The sequence below is a fragment of the Rhizobium sp. PDO1-076 genome (assembly GCF_000247475.1).
In the GTDB taxonomy this organism is placed as follows: Bacteria; Pseudomonadota; Alphaproteobacteria; order Rhizobiales; family Rhizobiaceae; genus Allorhizobium.
In genome coordinates this window covers 15,419-32,439 of sequence record NZ_AHZC01000380.1, presented here as the reverse complement: position 1 = coordinate 32,439, position 17,021 = coordinate 15,419, and the positions used below count along the sequence as shown (strand labels likewise).

At 61.6% G+C, this 17,021-nt stretch carries 15 protein-coding genes; 5 read left to right on the top strand and 10 right to left on the bottom strand.

The features are described 5' to 3' along the window. Nucleotides 1–212: lactate/malate family dehydrogenase (locus tag PDO_RS17765; protein ID WP_007605212.1), on the bottom strand; the 212-nt coding region annotated here is incomplete at its 3' end. A gap of 189 nt (nucleotides 213–401) precedes the next feature. Between PDO_RS17765 and PDO_RS17760 the strand changes: the two genes are divergently transcribed. The 4 genes from PDO_RS17760 (at nucleotide 402) to PDO_RS17745 (ending at nucleotide 5,730) form a co-directional block, all read left to right on the top strand. Beyond that, nucleotides 402–1,298 (top strand): LysR substrate-binding domain-containing protein, encoded by an 897-nt coding sequence (locus PDO_RS17760; RefSeq protein WP_007605210.1) that lies wholly within the window; start codon nucleotides 402–404, stop codon nucleotides 1,296–1,298. Nucleotides 1,299–1,396: 98 nt separating this feature from the next. Further along, nucleotides 1,397–2,821: an aldehyde dehydrogenase family protein gene (locus PDO_RS17755; protein ID WP_007605208.1), complete on the top strand. Its 1,425-nt coding sequence runs from the start codon at nucleotides 1,397–1,399 to the stop codon at nucleotides 2,819–2,821. Nucleotides 2,822–2,889: 68 nt separating this feature from the next. Beyond that, nucleotides 2,890–4,107: a mandelate racemase/muconate lactonizing enzyme family protein gene (locus tag PDO_RS17750; protein ID WP_007605207.1), complete on the top strand. Its 1,218-nt coding sequence runs from the start codon at nucleotides 2,890–2,892 to the stop codon at nucleotides 4,105–4,107. Between the two features lie 9 nt (nucleotides 4,108–4,116). Then, complete coding sequence (locus PDO_RS17745; protein ID WP_007605205.1) at nucleotides 4,117–5,730, top strand: GMC family oxidoreductase; 1,614 nt, start codon at nucleotides 4,117–4,119, stop codon at nucleotides 5,728–5,730. Between the two features lie 113 nt (nucleotides 5,731–5,843). Here the strand turns inward: PDO_RS17745 and PDO_RS17740 are convergent, their stop codons facing one another. The 9 genes from PDO_RS17740 to PDO_RS17700 form a co-directional block, all read right to left on the bottom strand. Beyond that, nucleotides 5,844–6,251 (bottom strand): F0F1 ATP synthase subunit epsilon, encoded by a 408-nt coding sequence (locus PDO_RS17740; RefSeq protein WP_007605204.1) that lies wholly within the window; start codon nucleotides 6,249–6,251, stop codon nucleotides 5,844–5,846. Nucleotides 6,252–6,319: 68 nt separating this feature from the next. Continuing rightward, the gene (gene atpD / locus PDO_RS17735) at nucleotides 6,320–7,762 is read right to left on the bottom strand and encodes a F0F1 ATP synthase subunit beta (protein WP_007605203.1); all 1,443 of its coding nucleotides are present in this window, start codon (nucleotides 7,760–7,762) and stop codon (nucleotides 6,320–6,322) included. A gap of 24 nt (nucleotides 7,763–7,786) precedes the next feature. Then, nucleotides 7,787–8,665: a F0F1 ATP synthase subunit gamma gene (locus tag PDO_RS17730; RefSeq protein ID WP_007605202.1), complete on the bottom strand. Its 879-nt coding sequence runs from the start codon at nucleotides 8,663–8,665 to the stop codon at nucleotides 7,787–7,789. 29 nt (nucleotides 8,666–8,694) lie between these two features. Beyond that, a complete protein-coding gene (gene atpA, locus PDO_RS17725; RefSeq protein WP_007605201.1) occupies nucleotides 8,695–10,224 on the bottom strand; it encodes a F0F1 ATP synthase subunit alpha in 1,530 nt (509 codons plus the stop codon). After that, nucleotides 10,224–10,790 carry a F0F1 ATP synthase subunit delta gene (locus tag PDO_RS17720; protein WP_007605200.1) on the bottom strand — a complete coding sequence of 189 codons (567 nt, stop codon included), beginning with the start codon at nucleotides 10,788–10,790 and terminating at the stop codon, nucleotides 10,224–10,226. Before PDO_RS17720 ends, atpA begins: the two co-directional genes overlap by 1 nt. Before the next feature lie 261 nt (nucleotides 10,791–11,051). Continuing rightward, entirely contained in the window at nucleotides 11,052–11,435 is a 384-nt protein-coding gene (locus PDO_RS17715; protein ID WP_007605199.1) for an AGROH133_08824 family phage infection protein, read from the bottom strand. A 107-nt stretch (nucleotides 11,436–11,542) separates the two neighbouring features. Continuing rightward, nucleotides 11,543–13,756, bottom strand: a complete 2,214-nt coding sequence (locus PDO_RS17710) for a primosomal protein N' (RefSeq protein ID WP_007605197.1) — start codon at nucleotides 13,754–13,756, stop codon at nucleotides 11,543–11,545. Between the two features lie 46 nt (nucleotides 13,757–13,802). After that, complete coding sequence (locus PDO_RS17705; RefSeq protein ID WP_007605190.1) at nucleotides 13,803–14,939, bottom strand: AAA family ATPase; 1,137 nt, start codon at nucleotides 14,937–14,939, stop codon at nucleotides 13,803–13,805. Between the two features lie 28 nt (nucleotides 14,940–14,967). Continuing rightward, the gene (locus PDO_RS17700; RefSeq protein WP_007605187.1) at nucleotides 14,968–15,873 is read right to left on the bottom strand and encodes a GNAT family N-acetyltransferase; all 906 of its coding nucleotides are present in this window, start codon (nucleotides 15,871–15,873) and stop codon (nucleotides 14,968–14,970) included. A gap of 155 nt (nucleotides 15,874–16,028) precedes the next feature. Here PDO_RS17700 and PDO_RS17695 point away from each other — a divergent pair, with 155 nt between their 5' ends. Then, nucleotides 16,029–16,952 carry a tyrosine recombinase XerC gene (locus tag PDO_RS17695; protein ID WP_007605185.1) on the top strand — a complete coding sequence of 308 codons (924 nt, stop codon included), beginning with the start codon at nucleotides 16,029–16,031 and terminating at the stop codon, nucleotides 16,950–16,952. Nucleotides 16,953–17,021: the final 69 nt, after the last annotated feature.

Here is a 17,021-nt window from a genome sequence, read left to right as displayed (position 1 = left end):
ACGACACCCGCACCCTCCAGATCCTTGTAGCCGCCGGCATTGACCGTCGTTGACGACATGAAGGGAACCGCATGCGAGATATCCTCCGCCTGGGCGAGCGCCAGCGCCGCGTTCTGATCGATCAGCACGATATCGCTGGCAATGCCCATCAGCGCCAGGGCATAACCTGCCGAACTGCCGACCATGCCGGCACCCACGATCCCGACTTTCATGCACTCGTCCTCCTCTGGTTGCCGAAAGACAACCTGAAGACTATCTCACCGACCGGCTGATGCATTCAATCGCATTCCGCAAACTGGCCATGAAAAATGCCATCAGAGAAACAGAGTGACGGCATCACCCCGTGTCTGCTTATATGACCGCCACGAAGACTTTTGGCACGGCAAGAGACAGGAACGATCATGCGAAAATTGCCGGCGCTTTCGGCCATGAAAGTGTTCGAGGTGGTCGGACAGACCCGCAGCTTTACCCGCGCTGCAGACCGGTTGAACCTGACCCAGAGTGCCGTCAGCCGCCAGGTCCGCAATCTCGAGGAGCAGCTCGGCGAAACCCTGGTGATCCGCAAGCATCATCACCTTGAACTGACACCGTCTGGCGTCGAGCTTCTGGCGACCCTGCAGCAGGCCTTCCACAATGTCGAACTGGCCGTGCGCGGCATCATGGAAAAAAGCAACCAGCGTCGTTTGCGCATCAATGTGCCGCCGACATTTGCCAAGCGCTGGCTGATGCCGAGACTGGCCAGCTTGCGGGCTTTCATGCCCGATATCGAAATCAGCATCACCACCGAACTGCAAGACAGCCTCGCCGAACGCAGCATTCTCGATTGCGCCATCCGCTTCGGAGACGGCGAATGGCCGATGCTGAAATCGCAACTGCTGATGACGGAGCGCCATATCGCCGTCTGTGCGCCGCATCTGTTGCGCGCAAGAAAGGATGGCCAGCCGACCGATCTCTCCGACCTGACATTTCTGCATGTTCTGGCGTCCGCCGACCAGCGCTACCTGACCTGGCAGCGCTGGCTGGATGCAGCCGATCTCAGTCATACCAACACCCGCGGTGGACTGGAATTCGACCTGCTCGACATGGCGGTGGAGGCAGCATGCAACGGTCTTGGCGTGGCCGTCGCAGACCGTTTCATGGTGGCGTCCCTGATCCGGGCTGGTCAGCTGACGCAGGTCATGGATGTCGAGGTGGAGGGTCACGAATCCTACTGGCTGGTTACCCGCGCCGAGCAACCCGAAAGCGCAAATGCCTCGGCATTTCGCCAATGGCTGACGACAGAGCTGGGCACGGATTGAAACATTCCTTTTTGGAATGATCAGCCCGAAAATAACTCGCTTGCGAAGCCGGCATCTGCGGCCCCTACTTGGCGATAGTTTCGCTGCAGGAGATGGCCATGACCGAGTATCGCAATTTCATTGGCGGCCGTTTCGTCGAGCTGGAAAGCCGCCCCGTAATCGAAGTTCGCAACCCTGCAGACGGCGACGTTTTTGCGTCGGTTCCCGCCGCCACGGAAGCGGATGTCGTCGCAGCCGTTGCCCATGCCGCCGAGGCGCAGAAAAGCTGGGGCAAACTGCCGGCGATCGAGCGCGGCAACGCCATGCGTCGTCTGGCAGACGCAATAGAGCGCAATGCCGGCAGGATTGGCGAGGCGCTTGCCCGCGAGAGCGGCAAGAGCCTGGCGGATGCCACCGCCGAAGCCATCTACGGCGTCGAGCTGATGCGCTATCATGCCGAATGGGCCCGCCGGATCGAAGGCGAAGTGATCGAGAGCGACACGCCGGACGAGACGCTGATGCTGAAGCGTGCGCCGATCGGCGTGGTCGCCTGTCTCATCCCGTTCAACTTCCCGATCTACACACTTGTGCGCAAGATTGCCCCGGCCCTGATCACCGGCAATGCGGTGGTCGTGCGACCGAGCAACAACACGCCGACCTCCGCCTTCGTTTTTGCCGAGGCTCTGCTCGAAGCCGAATTGCCGACCGGGCTCGTCAACATCATGACCATGAGCCATGACGTTGCAGAAGTGATGTGCACACGGCCACAGGTCGGCATGATCACGCTGACGGGCAGCGTCGTCGCCGGCCAAACCGTGTTGAAATATTGCAAGACCAATATCGCCAAGCCATCCTTGGAACTCGGCGGCAAGACACCTGTCATCGTCGAGCCCGACGCCGATCTGGATGCGGTGACCCGCATGGTGCTTTCGGCCAAGACCGCCCATTGCGGCCAGGTCTGCACCTCCGTCGAACGTCTGTATGTGCATCAGTCGGTGCACGAGGATCTGCTTGTCAGATTGCGCATCGCATTCCATGAGCGCCGGTACGGCGATCGCGGCAAAAGCCCGGATGCGATGGGACCGCTGGCCAATGCGGCTGCCCGCCTGCGCGTCCATCACATGGTCGAGCGGGCAAGGGCAGACGGCGCGATCATCGAGACGGGCGGCTTCGTGCCCGCCGGCGACGGCTATTTCTATCCGCCGACTTTGCTCTCCCATTGCCGCCACGACATGGAAATCGTCCGCGAAGAGGTCTTCGGTCCGGTTCTCGCCGTCATCCCTTACGACGAATTCGACGACGCGCTTGCCATGGCCAGCGACCACCAGTTCGGCCTCGCCTCGGTGCTGTTTTCCGATAACTATCGCAAGGTGATGAAGGCCGCGAACGAGATCGAGGCCGGCGAGCTCTACATCAACCGCTTCCCCGCCGATCCCTACCAGGGCTACCACGCCGGCTGGAAACGATCGGGCCTCGGCGGCGACGATGGCAAGCACGGCATGCTGGAATTCACCCAGACACGGCTCGTGATCCTGAAACACTAGGCGAGCCCCACAAGCACAGACCCTTCAACCACCGCACACTGCCAACATCCGGAACCCAGGGAACATCCATGAAGATCGCGTCGCTGAACACCTATGTCGTCGCCGTCCCGCCACCGCATGTCGGCGGCATGTACTGGATCTTCGTCGAACTGGAGACGGCCTGTGGCATCAAGGGCATCGGCGAGATCTACGCGACGTCCTTCCATCCCGCCGCCCTGGTGCCGCTGATCGACGACGTCTTCCAGCGTTATCTGGAAGGCCATGACCCGCACCGGATCGAGCGCTTCTGGCGCGCCGCCTATTCGAGCGGCTTCACTCAGCGGCCAGATCCGACGATGATGGGCATCGTGTCCGGCCTCGAAATCGCCTGCTGGGACATTATCGGCAAGGCGGCTGGTCGCCCGGTTGCCGATCTGCTCGGCGGCACCGTGCACGAAAAGCTGCGCGCCTATACCTATCTCTACCCGAAGAATGCGGCCGGCGACTACGACTACAATGACATCGACCTGGCGGCCGAAGAGGCTGTCTGCATGGTCGATATGGGATTTACCGCGCTGAAGTTCGATCCCGCCGGTCCATACACCAACTATTCCGGTCACCAGCTGTCGCTCGGCGTCATGGATCGCTGCGAGGAATTCTGTGCCCGGATCCGGCAAGCCGTCGGCAGCCGTGCCGACATCCTGTTTGGCACCCATGGCCAGATGGTGCCGTCTTCGGCGATCCGATTGGCAAAGCGGCTGGAAAAATACGATCCGATGTGGTTCGAGGAACCGGTACCACCGGGCCAGGAAGCCGCCATGGCGGAAGTGGCCCGGGCGACCTCGATCCCGGTCTCGACCGGTGAACGGCTGACGACCAAGTACGAATTCCAGCGTGTGCTGCAACTGGGCGCCGCCTCCATCCTGCAGATGAATGTCGCCCGCGTCGGCGGCCTGCTGGAAGCCAAGAAGATCGCCGGAATGGCCGAGACCTTCTATGCCCAGGTCGCACCGCATCTCTACAATGGCCCGGTGGGTGCAGCCGCCAGTATCCAGCTCTCGGCGGCAACCCCGAACTTCCTCATCCACGAAGCCATCATCGATTTCGGCGGCTTCCATGCCGAGGTGCTGAAGTCGAAGCTCGCATTTGAAGACGGCTATCTGATCCCGTCGCGCGAACCGGGTCTCGGCATCGAACTTGATCTGGACGTGGTCAAACGGCATTCGCCCTATACCGGCGATCGCCTGCATCTGCAGATGGCGGCAGAACCCGCCGACGTCAAAGCCTTCGCTCCGGCAAAGGGCTGAACGACACCCATGATCTACGACTTTGTCATTGTCGGCGCCGGCTCGGCCGGCTGCATTCTGGCCAGCCGCCTGAGCGAGAGCGGACGCTATAGCGTTCTTCTCATCGAGGCCGGTGGCAAGGATGACAGCTTCTGGTTCAAGATCCCGGTGGGTTACGCCAAGAGCTACTACAATCCCAAGGTCAACTGGATGTACTCGACCGAACCGGAACCGGCGCTCGCGGATCGGCGGATCTATGTGCCGCGCGGCAAGGTCCAGGGCGGCTCCGGCTCGATCAACGCCATGGTCTATGTCCGCGGCGCCTCGAGCGATTTCGACGACTGGGCAGCGGCCGGCAATCCCGGCTGGGCAGCGACCGACGTGCTGCCCTATTTCAAGGCGCTGGAGACCCATCGCAATGGCGCATCCGAGTATCATGGCGGCAAGGGGCCCATCCATGTAACCCCGATGCGCGGCAGCACGCATGCCGTCAGCGATGCGTTTCTCAAAGCCTGCCAGGAGCTTGGCCTGCCCGCCAATGACGATTTCAACGGCCGCGATATCGAAGGGGCCGGGGTCTATGACATCAATACCCGCAATGGCCAGAGATCGCATTCCAGCGCCGAATATCTGCGGCCTGCCCTGAAGCGGCCCAACCTGGCGATCGAACGACACGCCGTCGTCCAGCGGCTGGTCCTGTCAGAGGACGGGCGTGCGCAAGCCGTCGAAGTGCTCCAGCATGGCACTATCCGGCTTTTCGAGGCGCGGCGCGAAGTGATCCTCGCGGCCGGCGCGGTCGATACGCCGAAGCTGATGCAGCTCTCGGGTCTTGGCGACGGAGCCTTGCTCTTTTCCCATGGCATCACGACACGCCGGCATCTGCCGGCAGTCGGTCAAAACCTGCAGGACCATCTCTGCGCCAGCTTCTACTATCGTGCCAATTGTCCGACATTGAACGGCACTTTTGCCAGCCTGTTCGGCAAGGCCGCACTCGGCCTGCAATATCTGCTCACTCGCAGCGGACCCTTTGCCATGAGCGTCAACCAGGCGGGCGGCTTCTTTCGCGGCAAACCGGATGAAACCCGGCCCAATATCCAGCTGTATTTCAACCCGCTGTCTTACCGGATTCCCGCCAATCCGCGGGCAGGACTGACGCCGGAGCCCTATCCGGGTTTCCTGATCGCCTTCAATTCCTGTAGGCCCACCAGCCGGGGCACGATCACCATCGGATCGAATGCGCCGGACGCGGCACCGCTGATCCGGCCCAACTACCTTTCCACCGACAGAGATATTGCCGAAGTGATCCAGGGCAGCCGGCTGGTACGGCGCATCGCCTCCGCCCCATCACTTGCTGCGCTGATCGAAGCGGAAGTCTCGCCGTCGCAGTCAGCCGACAGCGATGAAAGACTGCTCGACTATTTTCGCCAGAACAGCGGCTCGATCTACCATCTCTGCGGCAGCTGCGCGATGGGACCGGACGCGCAAACGTCGGTCGTCGACGCGCGGCTGCGGGTGCACGGCATACCTGGCCTCAGGATCGTCGATGCCTCGATTTTCCCCAATGTCACCGCCGGAAATATCAACGCCCCGACGATGATGGTTGCGGAAAAGGGTTCCGCGATGATCCTCGAGGACGCGCGGTAACATCCCGGATGTGGGCAAAGAAAAAGCCGAGTGTCAGGCGACGCTCGGCTTTTCGGATCTTATGTCTTGGCAGCGGGTCTGGAGGGCCTCGATTCGCCCTCGGCCTCTGCCTTTCAGGCGGCGACCAGGATACCGTTCAGGTTGGTCAACTCGCCGAGATAGTGCTCGAGACGGCTGCGATGTTCGTGATGGTCAACCGAATCCAGCTCCTTGCGGGCTTCATCGATACGCTTGCTCAGCGTGTCCGGCGTGACTTCTGAGAGCGGCACGGCCGATTCGGCCAAAAGCGTGCAGCCTGTCGGCAAGACGTCGGCAAAACCGCCGAAAACCACATACTTGGTCACCTGGCCCGACGCGAGCTTCACGCTAACGACGCCCGGCTTGATCGTGGTCATTGTCGGCGCATGGTTGGCCATGACGGTCATTTCGCCTTCAGTAGCCGGGATCACCACTTCGCTGACCATCTCGGACAACAAGAGGCGCTCGGGCGAAACGAGTTCAAAACTGAAATTGTCGGCCATGGTCGTTCACTTCTCTGATGGAAAGAGGCACGGCACGCGGGATGAGCCCGCGCGCCGTCGATCCTAACTTAGGCAGCTTCAGCAGCCAGCTTCTTGGCCTTCTCGATGGCTTCTTCCATCGAGCCGACCATGTAGAAGGCAGCTTCCGGCAGGTGGTCGTAGTCACCGTTGACCAGGCCCTTGAAGCCCTTGATCGTGTCTTCGAGCGCAACCAGCTTGCCCGGCGAACCGGTGAAGACTTCGGCGACGAAGAACGGCTGCGACAGGAAGCGCTCGATCTTGCGGGCGCGGGCAACAGCCAGACGGTCTTCTTCCGACAGTTCATCCATGCCAAGGATGGCGATGATGTCCTGGAGAGCCTTGTAGCGCTGCAGGGTCGACTGAACCTTACGAGCCACTTCGTAGTGCTCTTCGCCGACGATCATCGGGTCGAGCATGCGCGAGGTCGAGTCGAGCGGGTCAACGGCCGGGTAGATACCCTTTTCGGCGATCGAGCGCGACAGAACGGTCGTTGCGTCCAGGTGGGCGAACGAGGTTGCAGGCGCCGGGTCGGTCAAGTCGTCGGCGGGAACGTAGATGGCCTGAACCGAGGTGATCGAACCCTTGGTCGTGGTGGTGATGCGTTCCTGCATCTGGCCCATGTCGGTCGCCAGCGTCGGCTGATAACCAACGGCCGACGGGATACGGCCGAGCAGAGCCGACACTTCGGAGCCTGCCTGGGTAAAGCGGAAGATGTTGTCGACGAAGAACAGAACGTCCTGGCCCTTGTCGCGGAAGTCTTCAGCGATCGTCAGACCGGTGAGAGCGACGCGAGCGCGGGCGCCCGGCGGTTCGTTCATCTGACCGTAAACGAGGGCAGCCTTGGAGCCTTCGCCGCCGCCGAGCTTGTTCACGCCCGACTCGATCATTTCGTGATAGAGGTCGTTGCCTTCGCGGGTCCGTTCGCCAACACCGGCGAAGACCGAGTAGCCACCGTGCGCCTTGGCGACGTTGTTGATCAGTTCCATGATCAGAACGGTCTTGCCAACGCCGGCGCCGCCGAACAGGCCGATCTTGCCGCCCTTGGCGTAAGGCGCCAGAAGGTCGACGACCTTGATGCCGGTGACGAGGATCTGCGCGTCGGTCGACTGCTCGACATAGGACGGCGCTTCCTGGTGGATGGCGCGCTTGCCGGACGTGACCAGCGGACCGGCTTCGTCAACCGGCTCGCCGATGACGTTCATGATACGGCCGAGCGTTTCCGGACCAACCGGAACGGTGATCGGAGCACCGGTATCGGAAACCGGCTGACCGCGAACCAGACCTTCGGTCGAGTCCATGGCAATCGTGCGAACCTGGTTTTCACCGAGGTGCTGAGCCACTTCCAGAACCAGGCGGTTGCCGCCATTGGTGGTTTCCAGCGCGTTCAGGATCGAGGGCAGTTCACCTTCGAACGATACGTCGACGACAGCGCCGATGACCTGCGTCACCTTGCCAGCTGCGGTAGATTTGGGGGTAGCTGCCTTAGCCATAATTCTTACCCTCTTTCCTTAACCTCAGAGCGCTTCCGCGCCCGCAATGATTTCGATGAGCTCGGTGGTGATCTGAGCCTGGCGCTGGCGGTTGTAGCTCAGCGTCAGCTTGTTGATCATTTCACCGGCGTTGCGTGTCGCATTGTCCATGGCGCTCATCTTGGCGCCCATTTCACCAGCGACATTTTCGAGCAGGGCCCGGAAGACCTGAACCGAGATGTTGCGCGGGATGAGATCCGTGAGGATCGCAGCCGCATCCGGCTCGTATTCATACAACGCCGAAGCACCGTCTTGTGCATCAACGTCAGGTGCGGCAGCCGGAATGAGCTGCATCGCAGTCGGGATCTGGCTGATGACCGACTTGAATTCGGAATAGAACAGCGTGCAGACGTCGAATTCGCCGCGCTCGAACATGCCGATGATCTTGCGACCGATGGCATCCGCATCGGCAAAGCCGATACGCTTGACTTCGCGCAGATCCGTACGTTCGACGATGATCGAACCGAATTCGCGGCGAAGGCTGTCAAAGCCCTTCTTGCCGACGCAGAAGATCTTGACCGTCTTGCCGGCGGCCAAAAGCTTGCGCGCATGGTCACGGGCGAAACGGGCGATCTGCGAATTGAAACCGCCGCAAAGGCCACGCTCGGCAGTGCAGACGACGAGCAGATGCACATCGTCCTTGCCGGTGCCGGCCATCAGACGCGGCACGCTATCGTCCGTGCCGACCGCCTGGGCGATATTGGCAAGAACGATACCCATGCGCTGCGAATACGGCCGGGCAGCCTCGGCCGCCTCCTGCGCACGACGCAGTTTCGCCGCGGCGACCATTTTCATCGCCTTGGTGATTTTCTGCGTCGCCTTGACGGAGGCGATCCGGTTTTTCAGATCCTTAAGTGAAGGCATCCGTTATCCGTCCTTGGCTTGAGCCCTGATCAGGCGAAGTTCTTGGCGAACGTGTCGAGAGCCGCCTTGAGCTTGCCCTTGGTGTCGTCGCTGATCGCCTTCTCGGTGCGGATGGCATCAAGGATAGCCTTGCCTTCCGAACGCAGGTAGGAGAGCAGGCCCTGTTCGAACTTGCCGACCTGGTTGACAGCAACCTTGTCGAGATAGCCATTCACACCAGCGAAGATCACCGCGACCTGTTCTTCCGTCTTCAGCGGCGAGAACTGCGGCTGCTTCAGGAGTTCGGTCAGGCGTGCACCACGGTTCAGCAGGCGCTGCGTAGAGGCATCGAGGTCGGAGCCGAACTGGGCGAAGGCGGCCATTTCACGATACTGGGCGAGTTCGCCCTTGATCGAGCCGGCAACCTGCTTCATCGCCTTGACCTGAGCGGCCGAACCAACGCGTGAAACCGACAGACCGACGTTAACGGCCGGACGAATGCCCTGGTAGAACAGGTCGGTTTCAAGGAAGATCTGGCCGTCGGTGATCGAGATCACGTTGGTCGGGATGAACGCCGAAACGTCGTTACCCTGCGTTTCGATGACCGGCAGAGCGGTCAGCGAGCCGGCACCGGCAGCATCGCCCATCTTGGCGGCGCGCTCGAGCAGACGCGAATGCAGATAGAAGACGTCGCCCGGATAAGCTTCGCGGCCCGGCGGACGGCGCAGCAGAAGCGACATCTGGCGGTAAGCGACAGCCTGCTTGGACAGGTCGTCATAGGCGATCAGGGCATGCATGCCGTTGTCGCGGAAATATTCGCCCATGGCGCAACCGGCGAACGGTGCCAGGTACTGCATCGGAGCCGGATCGGAAGCCGTCGCAGCAATGATGATCGAGTACTGCAGGGCGCCACGTTCTTCGAGAACCTTGACGAACTGGGCAACGGTCGAACGCTTCTGGCCGATGGCGACGTAGACGCAGTAAAGCTTTTCAGCTTCCGGACCGTTGTCGTGAATGGCCTTCTGGTTCAGGATCGAGTCCAGAATGATCGCGGTCTTGCCGGTCTGACGGTCGCCGATGACCAGCTCGCGCTGGCCGCGGCCAACCGGGATCAGGGCGTCGATGGCCTTGAGGCCGGTCGACATCGGCTCATGAACCGACTTGCGCGGGATGATGCCCGGAGCCTTGACGTCAACGCGCGAACGACGCGTTGCATTGATCGGGCCCTTGCCGTCGATCGGGTTGCCCAGTGCGTCGACGACGCGGCCGAGCAGTTCCGGACCAACAGGAACGTCAACGATGGCGCCGGTCCGCTTGACGGTGTCGCCTTCCTTGATGCTACGGTCGGAACCGAAGATAACCACGCCGACATTGTCGGCTTCAAGGTTCAGGGCCATGCCGCGAATGCCGCCCGGGAACTCGACCATTTCACCAGCCTGGACATTGTCCAGACCGTAAACGCGGGCAATACCGTCACCGACGGAAAGCACCTGGCCAACTTCGGAGACTTCTGCCTCTTTGCCGAAGTTTTTGATTTGATCTTTAAGAATTGCGGAAATTTCCGCGGCGCGGATATCCATCAGCCAACCTCTTTCAGTGCAAGCTTAAGGGTGGAAAGTTTGGTGCGAAGAGACGTATCGATCTGGCGGGAACCGATCTTGACGATCAGGCCGCCGAGAAGGGAAGCATCGACCGTAGCGTTGATCGAGACTTCCTTGCCGGTAACGCTCTTCAGCGCCGCCTTCAGTTCTTTTTCCTGCTCTGCCGTCAGGGCATGCGCAGAGGTCACGTCAGCCGTGATCTCGCCCTTGTGCTGGGCGGCGATCTGACGATAGGCAACCACCATGCCGGATACGGCAAACAGGCGGCGATTGCCGGCAACGACCTTCAGAAAATTCAGTACCAGCGCGCCGAGCTCAGCCTTCTGGGCAATTGCGGTAATCGCATTGACCTGATCTTCGGCTGTAAACACGGGCGACAGCACCAGGCGCTTCAGATCGGCACTCTCGTCGATCATGGCCTGGAAACGGTTGAGATCGGCAGCAACGGCATCCACAGCGCCAACTTCGAGCGCAAGCTCGAAAAGCGACGATGCGTAACGCTCTGCTACGCCAGAAATCACTTGGGATGTGTCTGCCACGGGCAAAAAATTCCCTGATCTTGATCCAGGCTCTCCCGCATCCCCCACATGGTTCAGCAAGATCCTGATATCGTTTTGTTTTCCCCCGAAAACACAAGCGTTCTGCACTTGCGTTTTCCGAATTTCGCGGTTCGTCTAGCATAGCAGGTCTAGACTCGCAACACGCGTATTAACGGTTTACTCCTTTAGAGCAAGGCCCCGCGCCGAAATTTGTCCGAATCTGCGTCGAATTGACGGCGCCCGTGCCCGGGAAGGGGTTTTGCACGCTCAGATCAGACCGAAGACATAGGCGAGCGGGAGAGCAGCGAGCACCGCCTCCACAACCAGAAATAGCACGCCGCGCCAGGTGCCGCCCCGATCGGACATGAGCGACAGCACGCGCCCGAAGGCAGCCAGCCCCAGCGCCGAGCCGAAGGCCAGGTAGACGATCGGCTGGGCAAGCAGGATGGCGGTTGCCGAAAACCCGATGATCAGGCCGCCGACGGAGCGCGCCGCTCCCAACCCCTCGGGGCGTTCGTCACGACGCACCAGACCGAGGATATTGAGTGTGATGCCCGGTGCAAACAGAATGAAACAGCCGATCAGCGACATTGTGGCCGCAGAGAGAAAGGCCAATTGCTCGCCGAGTTCGGTCGGAAAATAGAATTCCATGAGTGCGTCCCGCCTGGAAGATGTTCGCCGCGGCTTATGCCACAATCGCTGGCGTTTCGGTATCGCGTTCGCCAATAATTCTTCGGCATCCGCGACACCGCCGATGGCTAGAGAAAGCTCTGCGGATCGACATCCACCTGCACCTGGATCGATTTTCGTTCCTTCGGGCCACGTGCCAGCATGGTTTTGACAAACGACTGCATGTCGCTGCTGCGTTTCCCATGGATAAGCAGGCGGAACCGATGCCGGCCACGGATCAGCGCCAGCGGCGCCTCGGCCGGCCCCAGAATGGCGATGCCCGGTTCATGGGGCGCCGATTGTCGCAGCGCCCTTGCGTGCCCTTCGGCCTCCGCTCGGCTATCTGCGGATACGATGATCGACACCAGCCGTCCGTAAGGCGGCAATTGCGCACGCTCACGCTCGGTGATTTCCCGATCATAGAACGCAGTCGCATCCCCGGAGACCAGCGCCTGCATCACCGGATGCTGCGGCTGGAACGTCTGCAGCAGGCCGAGGCTCTTGCGGCCTGTGCGGCCCGCACGCCCGGTGACCTGTGACAAGAGCTGGAAGGTGCGCTCGGCCGCGCGCGGATCGCCGTTCGACAGGCCGATATCCGCATCGATGATGCCGACCAGCGTCATCAGCGGAAAATTGTGGCCCTTGGCCACCAGCTGCGTGCCGATGACGATATCGGCCTCGCCATTGGCAATTGCCTCCAGTTCCAGGCGCAGGCGCTTGACCCCGCCAAGGTCCGAAGACAGCACCAGCGTGCGTGCATCGGGGAAATGTTTCTCGACCTCTTCGGCAATCCGTTCCACACCCGGGCCACAGGCAACCAGATGGTCGAGCGTGCCGCATTCCGGGCAGGCGTTCGGCGTCGGCTCGTGATAGCCGCATTGATGGCACTGGATCTGGCCGCGGAAGCGGTGCTCGACCAGCCAGCTCGAGCATTGCGGGCACTGGAAGCGATGGCCGCAGACGCGGCACAGCGTCAGCGGCGCATAGCCCCGACGATTGAGGAAGAGCAGCGCCTGCTCGCCGCGCTCGACGGCCTTGCCGACGGATCGCAGCAACAAGGGCGACAGGAACCCGCCGCGTTCCGGCGGATGCCGACGCATATCGATCAGATGCAGGTCGGGCATGGCCGCATCGGCAAAGCGCGTCGGCAGGTGGATGCGCTTGTAGCGACCGGCGATACAATTGACCTGGCTTTCTACCGAAGGCGTTGCCGAGACCAGAACGACCGGAAAGCCGGCGATTCGAGCGCGCACGACCGCCATATCGCGCGCGTTGTAGAAGACGCGGTCTTCCTGCTTGAAGGCCGGGTCATGCTCTTCGTCGACAATGATCAGGCCGAGATTTTCGAACGGCAGGAAAAGCGCCGAGCGAGCACCGGCCACGACGCGGATTTCGCCGGTCGCCGCCTGACGCCAGACCTTTTCGCGCGTGCGGGTCGCAAGGTCGGAATGCCACTCGCCGGGCTTTGCCCCGAAGCGATCATGGAACCGATCGAGGAAATTGGCGGTCAGCGCGATTTCCGGCAACAGGATCAGCACCTGCTTGCCCTGGCGCAGGGTCTCGGCAATCGCCTCGAAATAGACCTCGGTCTTGCCCGACCCGGTCACGCCATCGATCAGGGCCACGGAAAAGCCGCCCGCTTTCAGACCTTGCAGGATCTCGTCGGCTGCCTCTTTTTGCGGACCGGCCAGCCGATGTTCGGCATAGTCGGGATCGGGCAGCGCGACAAGCGGCGGCGGCGGCAGGAAGACCTGTTCGAACACCCCTTGTGCAACCAGACCATCGACGACGCTGCTGGAAACCCCGCAGGCATGCGCCAGACCGCTCTTGGTCCAGGACAGGCCATCACCGGCAAGCTCCAGGACCTTGCGGCGCGCCGGCGTCATCCGTTCCGGCTGGTAGCCGCTGAACCGCAGGCCTTCGATCATGGGGTCCGGATCAAGCGCTGCCGGTGCGCGAAGCGCCATGCGCGCGACATAGCCCGGCGGGGAAAGCGTGTAGCTGGCCACCCAGTCGAGAAAGGTCCGCATGTCCTGATCGAACGGCGGGCTGTCGAAAACCTTGGTGATCTCGCGCAGCTTTTTCGGATCGACGGACGTCTGGTCCTCGCCGTCCCAGACGACGCCGATCACCTGGCGGGGCCCGAGCGGCACCTGCACGATCGCGCCCGGCGCAACGGTGACACCATCGGGCACGGCATAACTATAGGCCGTCGGTGCCGGCATCGGCACAAGCACCGGCACGACGCGCCGGACCGGTGCATCGAACAGCTTGCCAAAGAGGTTGGACGAATCTTCGTTCATGGGCGCGGACCATGCCCCGAGACAGAACAAAAGTGAACCCTGAAGACTACTCGTCCTCTTCATCGGTCACGCCGGTCAGCCGCATGCCGTCAATCCAGGTGGCGCCATCCTGACGGATAACTCGTTTCGGCCGAGCCCCACAACGGGCGAAGACAGCGGCCGCCAGGTGTTCGGAATGCGTGACGATCCAGATCTGGCTGTACCGAGAGGCCTCTGCGATCATGTCGGCCAAAGGGTCCAGCATATCGGGATGCAGGCTCGATTCCGGCTCGTTCAAGGCGATCAGCGGTGGCAGACGGTAGGACATCAACGCCGTTGCCAGACCCAGAAAGCGGATCTGGCCGTCCGACAGTTCGCGCGGATGGAAGATCCGCTGCGGGAAATCCGGAAAGATCACACCAAACTCGGCATGTTCGCCGGGTTCCGGCACCTGCAATCGCGCGCCGCCGAAGGCCGATGCGATCGCAGCATCAAGCTCGACCGTGTCCTGGCGTGTGTGGACGAGCGTTGCCAGCACCGCTGCAAGATTCCCCCCGTCCTCATCCAGCATCGGCGCTGTGACGGCAAGGCACGGTCGGCGCAGTGGCGAATCGCGATCGGTGCGAAAGCCATGGAAGAACCGCCAGCCATCGACCATGCGGCGGAAGGTACCGACCTCCGGATAGTGCCCGGCATCGCCGAGCAGCGCGATTGCGGTCTCCGACGTCATCGCCTGCTCGGGATAGGGCTCCATCCGCCCGCGTTCGTCGCGAACCATGATCCCTGGTCCATCCCGCTTCATCATCGTCACCGGCCGCGAACCGGTCTCGATGGCGAAGTGCTCGGCCTTCACCTGCGGCTCGAAGGCGAAACCGGCGGCGGCTTTGGGCGGTCGAAGGCCAGCCTCCACACCATAATAGAAAGTGGCCGCACGCTCCTGGTCCAGGATCTCAACATCGAACTTGATGCGGAAGTTCTTTTCAACGCGTCTCGGCCCCGACCACAGCGCAGACGCCATACCGCCTTCGGCCGCAATCTCGTGGGCGAGCCGGCCGCGGACGGCCGCCTGCACCAGTTGCAGCGAACGATAGAGATTGGATTTTCCGACGCCATTGGCGCCGATGAACAGATTGACGCCCGCAAGATCCATGCGGATCTTGCGCAGAGATCGGTAATTGCTGGCTGACATGGACCTGAGCTGCATGCGGCCACCTTAACCGATGGTATGCGGCTTAGAAATGGCGGCCGAAGCACGCATTTTCATCATTGGCGAGTGTATGCACGGTGTGGCGCTCCAGCGCCCTGGTCACATCCACCGGATCGCCTTCCAGCTGGTCCGGCGGAATGAGATTGCCGATGGTGAAGTCGAACAGATCGCCCTTCTTGTTCAGCAATTCATGGAACACCGTCATGTCGCGCAGCTCCGTCGACCATTTGGCGAGCCAGTAGAACAGACCGGAATTGCGCGCCTTCATATGCACCGGCAGGATGGGCAGATCGTATTTGCGGGCAAGCCCGACCGCGGAGGACTTCCATGGCCGCTCGTTCAGGCGGCCATTCGCCCAATAGGCAATGCGGCCGGATGGAAACAGGATGGTCGCTTTCTGCTGCTCGACGGCGTGATTGGTCAGTTTCAGCGTTTCGCGCGCCTTGAGCTTGGACTTGTGCTCCTCGCGCCATTCGACCGGAATGATCATCTCGACAAAGCGCGGATTGACGCGCACGGCATCACGGTTGGCGTAGAACATCATGTCCGGCCGGCGATCCTTGAGAAGGTCGAACACCGCCACTCCATCGGCAATGCCGGTCGGATGATTGCTGACCAGAATGAAGCCGCCCTTGGCGGGAATGCGCTCCGGCGCGTTTACCCTGATCGTCAGGTCAAGCACGGCGCTCAGGTATTCGAACGCCTGGAAGCCCGGCATGTTGGCAATGTCATTGGCGAACTCGATCGCCTTGTCATAACGCAGAAGACTGTAGATGAACGGTCGCATCACCGGCCACAGCGGATGCGTGACGATTTTCTGACCGCGTTCGGCAATCAGCGTATCGACGATGTGGCCAGGACGACCATGGGAAAACAGCGATACGGTATCTGCGATCTGACCGAAGGTCGCCACGGGATCACGACGCGACATTATCTACCTCGCCTGTTGGACACAGCTTCTATCGCAGCCGAGTGTGATCCGAGCATGACAATTCGCCTCGTTAGTCTTATCCTAATCCGCTGGCCGCATCGTCAGACATCATCACACTTGCGCCATCAATCGGTGGAAACGCTGAAAGGTCCGCTTTGATCCCTGCAGACGAAAAACTCCTTGGTGAACGGGCTGCCTGGCTGGAAAGCCTGGGCTCGGAAAGACGGCTGGCCGGCAATACGCTGGAAGCCTATGAACGCGACACGCGACAATTTCTCATCTTCATGTCGGGTTATGTCGGCGGCACGGTGAAGATCAGCGATATCGCCAACCTTCGGCCTGCCGATCTGCGCGGATTTCTGGCGGCCCGCCGCAAGGATGGCGACGGCGCGCGGTCGCTCGGCCGCCACCTCGCCGGTCTCCGATCCTTCCTCCGCTATCTCGAGCGCAAGGATCTCGTCAATGCCGCCGGAGCCGGCGCGATCCGCTCGCCCAAGCAGCCGAAATCGCTGCCGAAACCGCTGACCGGCAGCCAGGCACTGACCGTCGTCGATCGCGCCACGCAGATGAACGAGGAGCCATGGATCGCCGCGCGCGACGCCGCCGTGCTTTCCCTGCTCTATGGCTGCGGCCTGCGCATTGCCGAAGCCCTCGACCTGACGCCGGCCGCATTCCACGCCAAGGCCACAAGCCTTCGCGTCACCGGCAAGGGCGGCAAGACACGGCTTGTGCCGCTGCTGCCGATCGTGGCCGAAGCGGTCGAGACCTATGTGAAGCTCTGCCCCTACCATCTGCCGGACAATGAGCCGATCTTCCGCGGCGCCCGCGGCGCAAAGCTGCAGCCGGCGATCATCCAGCGGGAGATGCAGCGCTTGCGCTCGGCACTCGGCCTGCCCGATTCCGCCACGCCGCACGCGCTGCGCCACTCCTTTGCCACCCATCTGCTCGGCAGCGGCGGCGATCTGCGCACAATTCAGGAACTGCTCGGCCATGCCAGCCTGTCGACAACGCAGATCTATACCGGCGTTGATTCGGCTCGCCTGCTCGACATCTACGACCGCGCACATCCGCGCGCCTGAGCGTGCATTAACCACGATCCTTAACAGATCGTGAGGAGCAACCAGCCTAGTCTGCCGCGATCAAACGGG

What these genes read in the sequence shown, in the direction of transcription:
- PDO_RS17760 (WP_007605210.1), top strand. Translation starts at nt 402, where the DNA reads ATGCGAAAATTGCCGGCGCTTTCGGCCATGAAAGTGTTCGAGGTGGTC.
- PDO_RS17755 (WP_007605208.1), top strand. Translation starts at nt 1,397, where the DNA reads ATGACCGAGTATCGCAATTTCATTGGCGGCCGTTTCGTCGAGCTGGAA.
- PDO_RS17750 (WP_007605207.1), top strand. Translation starts at nt 2,890, where the DNA reads ATGAAGATCGCGTCGCTGAACACCTATGTCGTCGCCGTCCCGCCACCG.
- PDO_RS17745 (WP_007605205.1), top strand. Translation starts at nt 4,117, where the DNA reads ATGATCTACGACTTTGTCATTGTCGGCGCCGGCTCGGCCGGCTGCATT.
- PDO_RS17740 (WP_007605204.1), bottom strand. Translation starts at nt 6,251, where the DNA reads ATGGCCGACAATTTCAGTTTTGAACTCGTTTCGCCCGAGCGCCTCTTG.
- atpD (WP_007605203.1), bottom strand. Translation starts at nt 7,762, where the DNA reads ATGGCTAAGGCAGCTACCCCCAAATCTACCGCAGCTGGCAAGGTGACG.
- PDO_RS17730 (WP_007605202.1), bottom strand. Translation starts at nt 8,665, where the DNA reads ATGCCTTCACTTAAGGATCTGAAAAACCGGATCGCCTCCGTCAAGGCG.
- atpA (WP_007605201.1), bottom strand. Translation starts at nt 10,224, where the DNA reads ATGGATATCCGCGCCGCGGAAATTTCCGCAATTCTTAAAGATCAAATC.
- PDO_RS17715 (WP_007605199.1), bottom strand. Translation starts at nt 11,435, where the DNA reads ATGGAATTCTATTTTCCGACCGAACTCGGCGAGCAATTGGCCTTTCTC.
- PDO_RS17710 (WP_007605197.1), bottom strand. Translation starts at nt 13,756, where the DNA reads ATGAACGAAGATTCGTCCAACCTCTTTGGCAAGCTGTTCGATGCACCG.
- PDO_RS17705 (WP_007605190.1), bottom strand. Translation starts at nt 14,939, where the DNA reads ATGCAGCTCAGGTCCATGTCAGCCAGCAATTACCGATCTCTGCGCAAG.
- PDO_RS17700 (WP_007605187.1), bottom strand. Translation starts at nt 15,873, where the DNA reads ATGTCGCGTCGTGATCCCGTGGCGACCTTCGGTCAGATCGCAGATACC.